General features: G+C 70.2%; 3 protein-coding genes. All 3 read left to right on the forward strand.

Annotated elements, in window-relative coordinates:
• Window positions 1-138: 138 nt before the first annotated feature.
• The 3 genes from dxs (at window position 139) to ACFWM7_RS33440 (ending at window position 5022) form a co-directional block, all read left to right on the forward strand.
• Complete coding sequence (dxs, locus tag ACFWM7_RS33430) at window positions 139-2052, forward strand: 1-deoxy-D-xylulose-5-phosphate synthase (RefSeq protein WP_383268047.1); 1914 nt, start codon at window positions 139-141, stop codon at window positions 2050-2052.
• Window positions 2053-2252: 200 nt separating this feature from the next.
• A complete protein-coding gene (locus ACFWM7_RS33435) occupies window positions 2253-3719 on the forward strand; it encodes an amino acid permease (RefSeq protein WP_383268053.1) in 1467 nt (488 codons plus the stop codon).
• Between the two features lie 178 nt (window positions 3720-3897).
• The gene (locus ACFWM7_RS33440) at window positions 3898-5022 is read left to right on the forward strand and encodes a hypothetical protein (protein ID WP_383268050.1); all 1125 of its coding nucleotides are present in this window, start codon (window positions 3898-3900) and stop codon (window positions 5020-5022) included.
• Window positions 5023-5115: the final 93 nt, after the last annotated feature.

The following is a 5115-nucleotide window of genomic DNA, read 5'->3' on the forward strand; positions in this document are numbered from 1 at the left end:
GCCCGAGGGGGGCCGCCGGGCACCTGCGCGTGTCCGGTTATCGCTACGAACAACGCCGCCCGCTGCTCACGTCCGGTAGCGGAACATTAGACTCATCGGATCGGCACGCTCGATCAGCTCAAACGCAAGGAGGCACGGGTGGATCTGCTGACCCGCATCAAGGGACCGCGCGACCTGGACCGGCTCAGCCTCGGCGAGCTGGACCAGCTCGCGGACGAGATCCGTACCTTCCTGGTGGACGCGGTGTCCAAGACCGGCGGCCACCTCGGGCCCAACCTGGGCGTCGTCGAGCTCACCATCGCCCTGCACCGCGCCTTCGAGTCGCCCAAGGACAAGGTCCTCTGGGACACCGGCCACCAGGCATACGTCCACAAGCTGCTCACCGGCCGCCAGGACTTCTCCCGCCTCAAGATGAAGGGCGGCCTCTCCGGCTACCCCTCCCAGGCCGAGTCCGAGCACGACATCATCGAGAACAGCCATGCCTCCGGCGTCCTCGGCTGGGCCGACGGCCTGGCCAAGGCGAACGAGGTCCTGAAGAAGGACGACCACGTCGTCGCGGTCATCGGTGACGGCGCGCTCACCGGCGGTATGGCCTGGGAGGCGCTGAACAACATCGCCGCCGCGAAGGACCGCCCCCTCGTCATCGTCGTCAACGACAACGAGCGCTCCTACGCCCCGACCATCGGCGGCCTGGCCAACCACCTCGCCACGCTCCGTACGACCGACGGTTACGAACGGTTCCTGGCCCGCGGCAAGGACATCCTGGAGCGCACGCCCGTCGTCGGCCGCCCGCTCTACGAGACCCTGCACGGCGCCAAGAAGGGCCTCAAGGACTTCATCGCCCCACAGGGCATGTTCGAGGACCTCGGCCTGAAGTACGTCGGCCCCATCGACGGCCACGACATCGAAGCCCTGGAATCCGCGCTCCAGCGCGCCAAACGCTTCGGCGGCCCGGTCATCGTGCACTGCCTCACCGAGAAGGGCCGCGGCTACACCCCGGCCCTGGAGGACGAGGCCGACCGCTTCCACGCGGTGGGCAAGATCCACCCGGACACCGGTCTGCCGATCTCCACCTCCGGCCTCGACTGGACCTCCGTCTTCGGCGAGGAGATGGTCAAGCTCGGCCAGGAGCGCGAGGACATCGTCGCGATCACCGCGGCCATGCTCCAGCCGGTCGGCCTCGGCAAGTTCGAGGAGGCCTTCCCGGACCGGATCTACGACGTCGGCATCGCCGAGCAGCACGGCGCGGTCTCCGCGGCGGGCCTCGCCACCGGCGGCCTCCACCCGGTCTTCGCGGTCTACGCCACCTTCCTCAACCGCGCCTTCGACCAGGTCCTGATGGACGTCGCCCTGCACAAGTGCGGCGTGACCTTCGTCCTGGACCGGGCCGGCATCACCGGCACGGACGGCGCATCGCACAACGGCATGTGGGACATGTCGATCCTCCAGTGCGTGCCCACGCTCCGGATCGCCGCCCCGCGCGACGCCGACCAGGTCCGCGCCCAGCTCCGCGAGGCCGTCGCCGTCGACGACGCGCCCACCGTGGTCCGCTTCTCCAAGGGCGCGGTCGGCCCCGCCGTCAAGGCGGTCGGCAAGGTCGGCGGCATGGACATCCTGCGCGAGCCGAAGGCGGCCCGCCCGGACGTCCTGGTCGTCTCCGTCGGCGCGCTCGCCCCGATGTGCCTGGAGATCGCCGACCTGCTGGACGCCCAGGGCATCTCCTCCACCGTCGTCGACCCCCGCTGGGTCAAGCCCGTCGACGAGGCGCTCGCCCCGCTCGCCGAGCGCCACCGGGTCGTCGTCACCGTCGAGGACAACAGCCGCGCCGGAGGTGTCGGCTCCGCCGTCGCCCAGGCGCTGCGCGACGCCGGCGTCGACGTACCGCTGCGCGACTTCGGCATCCCGCCGGTCTTCCTCGACCACGCCTCCCGCGGTGAGGTCATGACCGAGATCGGCCTGACCGCCCCGGACATCGCCCGGCAGGTCACGGGCCTGGTCGCCAAGCTCGACGGCCGCTTCGAGAGCCGCGCGGTGGAGCCTGCCCGCGACTGATCCGCGCCTCTGTCCGCAGGGCCCGTAGGGCCGACGGGCCGGGAGAACCGCCCCTGTACGGGTGGTTCTCCCGGCCCATTCGCATGAATCGGGCCTGATGGCGCGTTCCCGCGCCGACCTGGTCCGAATCATGGCGTTCACAACCAATGCGTGGAGGTACGCAGGTGAGCGCGCAGGTCACACCACCCCGCGGAAACGGCATGTTCCGCACCAAGTCCGTCGAACAGTCGATCCGTGACACCGAGGAGCCGGAACACGGACTCAAGAAGTCCCTCTCCGCCCTGGATCTGACGGTCTTCGGCGTCGGCGTCATCATCGGCACCGGCATCTTCGTCCTCACCGGGCAGGTCGCCAAGGAGACGGCGGGCCCCGCCACCGCCATCGCGTTCGTCGCGGCGGGTGTCGTCTGCGCGCTGGCCGCGCTCTGCTACGCCGAGTTCGCCTCCACCGTCCCGGTGGCCGGGTCCGCGTACACCTTCGCGTACGCCTCGCTGGGCGAACTGGTGGCCTGGATCATCGGCTGGGACCTGGTGCTGGAATTCGCTCTGGGCACCGCGGTGGTCGCGGTCGGCTGGTCCGGCTACGTCCGCTCCCTGATGGACAACGTCGACTGGACGATGCCCGAGGTGCTGTCAGGCCCGGACGTGGCGGAAGGTTTCGGCTTCGACATCCTGGCCTTCGCCCTGGTCCTGGTGCTGACCGTCATCCTGGTCGTCGGCATGAAGCTGTCCGCCCGGGTCACCTCGGTCGTGGTGGCGATCAAGGTCGGCGTGGTCCTCATGGTGATCATCGCGGGCCTGTTCTTCATCAAGGCCGAGAACTACAAGCCCTTCATCCCGCCGGCCGAGAAGCAGGAGACGGGCGGCGGCTGGGACGCCCCGCTGGTGCAGCTGATGTTCGGCTACGAACCGACGAACTTCGGCGTGATGGGCATCTTCACCGCCGCCTCCATCGTCTTCTTCGCCTTCATCGGCTTCGACGTGGTCGCCACCGCCGCCGAGGAGACCAAGCTGCCCCAGCGCGACATGCCGCGCGGCATCCTCGGCTCACTCATCATCTGCACGGTGCTCTACGTGGCGGTCTCCCTCGTGGTCACCGGCATGCAGCACTACAGCGAACTCTCCGTCAGCGCCCCGCTCGCCGACGCGTTCAAGGCCACCGGGCACCCCTTCTACGCCGGACTGATCAGCTTCGGCGCGGCGGTCGGGCTCACCACGGTCTGCATGATCCTGCTGCTCGGCCAGACCCGGGTCTTCTTCGCGATGAGCCGCGACGGCCTGCTCCCGCGCTTCTTCTCCAAGACCCACCCGCGCTTCCACACCCCGTACCGCCCGACGATCCTGCTCGGCGTGCTGATCGCGATCATCGCCGGATTCACCAGCATCGAGGAGCTGGCCACCCTGGTGAACATCGGCACGCTCTTCGCGTTCGTCGTCGTCGCCCTCGGTGTCCTGGTCCTGCGCCGCACCCAGCCGGACCTGCCCCGCGCGTTCCGTACGCCGTGGGTGCCGCTGCTCCCGATCGTCTCGGTGGCCGCCTCGGTCTGGCTGATGCTCAACCTGCCCGTGGAGACCTGGGTGCGCTTCGGCGCCTGGATGGTCCTCGGCGTCGTCGTCTACTTCGCGTACGGGCGCTCCCACAGCCGCATGGGCAAGCTGGGGCGTTAGGGCGTGCCCGGCGGCAGCGGTCGTACCGTACCTGAGGTGGGGACGGCGCACGACCGCTGCGTCCGGGGTGGTCGAACGGGGATTCTATGATGGGTGGGTCAGACCTTTCCCTTCCGGCGACGCAGCGACCGCGGAATCGGGGTCGGGTCGGGAATCACGGGAAGGACGACCTCACACCATGCCGGTCAGATCGGGACGCTCGGCCCGGGGGACAGCCCCCGCACCGTCCGCCAGCGGAAGCCCCAACAGCAGGACCGGAGGAGTGGCCCCGGTCGCCGGACGGTGGATCACCCTGGGCAAGGACGGTCGGCTGACCGCCTACGCTCGCCACCAGGACGGTCTGCTGCGGTGGACTCAGAGCCGCCCCGGGGGCGCCGCGTGGACCGGGCCCGAACTCATCGAGATCCCGGGCCAGACGCACTTGGCGGTGGCCCAGGGCCGGGACGGCTTCGTCCACGTCATGGCCCGCCGGTCCGTGACGAGGGGTGACGGGCCGACGCGAGTCGACTTCGCCCATGCGATTCAGTACCAGACGGGCCGCCCGCTGGGGCCCTGGAGCTCACTGGGCAACCCGCACAAGGAGCGCGACCTCGCCGTGGAGGTGGGGTCCCCCGTCGTCGCGGTCAGCCCGTCCGGCGCCGTGTACGTCTTCGTGCGGAGCATCACCGGCAGCGTGATGCTGCGGCGCGAGAGCAAGGGCGGTGTGTGGGAGGGCTGGAAGGACCTGAAGGGCGGCCAGTCCCAGGACGCCCCGGCCGTGTCGGTCCCGGCCTCCGGCGGCATGGAACTGTTCGCTCCGGGCGACGGCCAGGCCCTGCGGTGGGTCCAGGCCGCGGAGGACGGAGCGTTTGGGCCGGTGACGCGCATCCCGGTACAGATCGCGCCCGGCGGCGTAGCTGTTCTGGAGACGGCGCCGGGCCGCCACACCTACTACTGGACCGATCCGGCGGGCAACGGCATCGTGGCACATCGCCCCGGCACCTGGGTGATCCCGCTGGGCGGCGCTCCGGCGGAGGGCCCGGCCACTGTCCTGCGGGCCGTTCTGGACGGGTACGACTGCACGGTGATCGCTCACCGGGAGTTGGACGGCCAGGTCATGCTGGCGGCGTGCGGCACGGAGAACGAGGGCTCCGGCGTGTGGTGGTCGCCCACCGGTGAACGGACCCCGGCGGCCCCGGCCCTCGCGCTGGACGCGCACGGCCGGGTGGTGCTGGGCATGATCGGCTCGGACGGAGCCCTGTACATCGCGCAGCAGAACGACGAGCCGGGCCTCGCGATGGCCCCGGCTGTACGGGTCGGCTGAAGCGCTTCCGCTGGAACGGCACGGAGGAGCCGTCGACCAGGTGCTCCGTCCAAGGACGTGGAGACGGCGGTCCACGCGCTGTCTCTTATACAC

The organism is Streptomyces sp. NPDC058375, from assembly GCF_042723425.1.
GTDB lineage: Bacteria > Actinomycetota > Actinomycetes > Streptomycetales > Streptomycetaceae > Streptomyces > Streptomyces durocortorensis.